The sequence below is a fragment of the Mycobacterium sp. 1465703.0 genome, from assembly GCF_001672975.1.
Lineage (GTDB): Bacteria > Actinomycetota > Actinomycetes > Mycobacteriales > Mycobacteriaceae > Mycobacterium.
On sequence record NZ_LZKU01000145.1, the window covers coordinates 1 to 1,138 of the forward strand.

1 protein-coding gene and 1 pseudogene are annotated in these 1,138 nt (G+C 68.1%); both read right to left on the reverse strand.

The genetic code is table 11. The features are described 5' to 3' along the window. Nucleotides 1–569: pseudogene (locus tag A5625_RS12935) on the reverse strand (peptidase S53); the annotation flags it as partial. 75 nt (nt 570–644) lie between these two features. Then, nucleotides 645–902 (reverse strand): hypothetical protein, encoded by a 258-nt coding sequence (locus tag A5625_RS12940; protein WP_066993960.1) that lies wholly within the window; start codon nt 900–902, stop codon nt 645–647. Nucleotides 903–1,138: the final 236 nt, after the last annotated feature.

The window sequence follows — 1,138 nt, forward strand, 5'->3', positions numbered from 1 at the left end:
GGGAAGTCGACTTGATTGCCGGCGCCGCTGGAATCCTGCGAACCGGTGTCGCCGGCGGCGACGAACACGGGCACGCCTTTCGCGCGGCCGGCCTTGATGACGGCCGCGAACTTGTCCATCACAGAGGCGTCCCAGGAACTTTCGGCGCCGCCCCACGAAATCGTCACGCCGTCGCACTCGTCGATCGCCTGCTCGGTGGCCTTGATGAACCCGTCGTCGGTGTTCGGCGCGGAATAGACCCGCTGTGTCGCCGCCGGCGCGATGGCGCCGAAAACGATCATGTCGAGCTGCACTTCGCCGTCGGCACCGTCGGGCCCGTCTTGCTTGTTGCGGCCGCCGTCGACGGGCACCGATACGAACGTCGGTGTCGGCAGATCGTTCGCGGTGAAGTACTTGCCGACCTGTCTGGCGTTGAAGCCGCCGCCGAGCTCGATGATGCCGGCGACGAATCCGCGGCCGGTCGCCTTATCCAGCGGGAAGTGATAGGCCGCCCCGACGCTGCGCACAGCGTGCGACGCGGGATTCGATGAACGGGGCCGGCGAATGTCGGTGCGGAACGCTGCGGTCACTGATGGGCCTTTCGTGTGGTGGGCATGAAAAAACCGCCGGCGTCGCTGCTCGGCGGTCGAAACTTGTTGCGGGGTCTAGCTGGTCGGTTTGGTCTTGGTCGTCTTGGCCGCCGGCGCTTTGAGCACGGGCCAGTTTTCGACGAGCTCGTCGGTGGTTTCCCAGTGCCCGCCGGCGCCGGCGCCGCTGGGCCGGCCGACGAACCACGCGCCGAACGGCGAGTCGCTTCGAACAGCGACCGACCCAAAATCGGCGTCGGTCGGGTCGGTGCACTGGCGCACTTCGGGCCGCGCCGGCGCGGCCGGCGCTTCGGGTTTGGGCGCCGCGTCGGTCATGGCATGGTCTCGCTGTACTGCGGGGTGACCTGAACGACGCCTTGGGCCGCACCGGTCAGCGTGACGCCCGGGGTCAGCGGCTTGCCGTACAGGAACGTCGAGCCGTTCCAGACGCCATACCACGAAGCGGTCGCGCCGGCCGGAACGTTGAAGTTGCATGGCGTGCCCGTGTTCGTCGCCGCCGGCGACACCGGTTCGCAGGATTCCAGCGGCGCCGGCAATCAAGTCGACTTCCC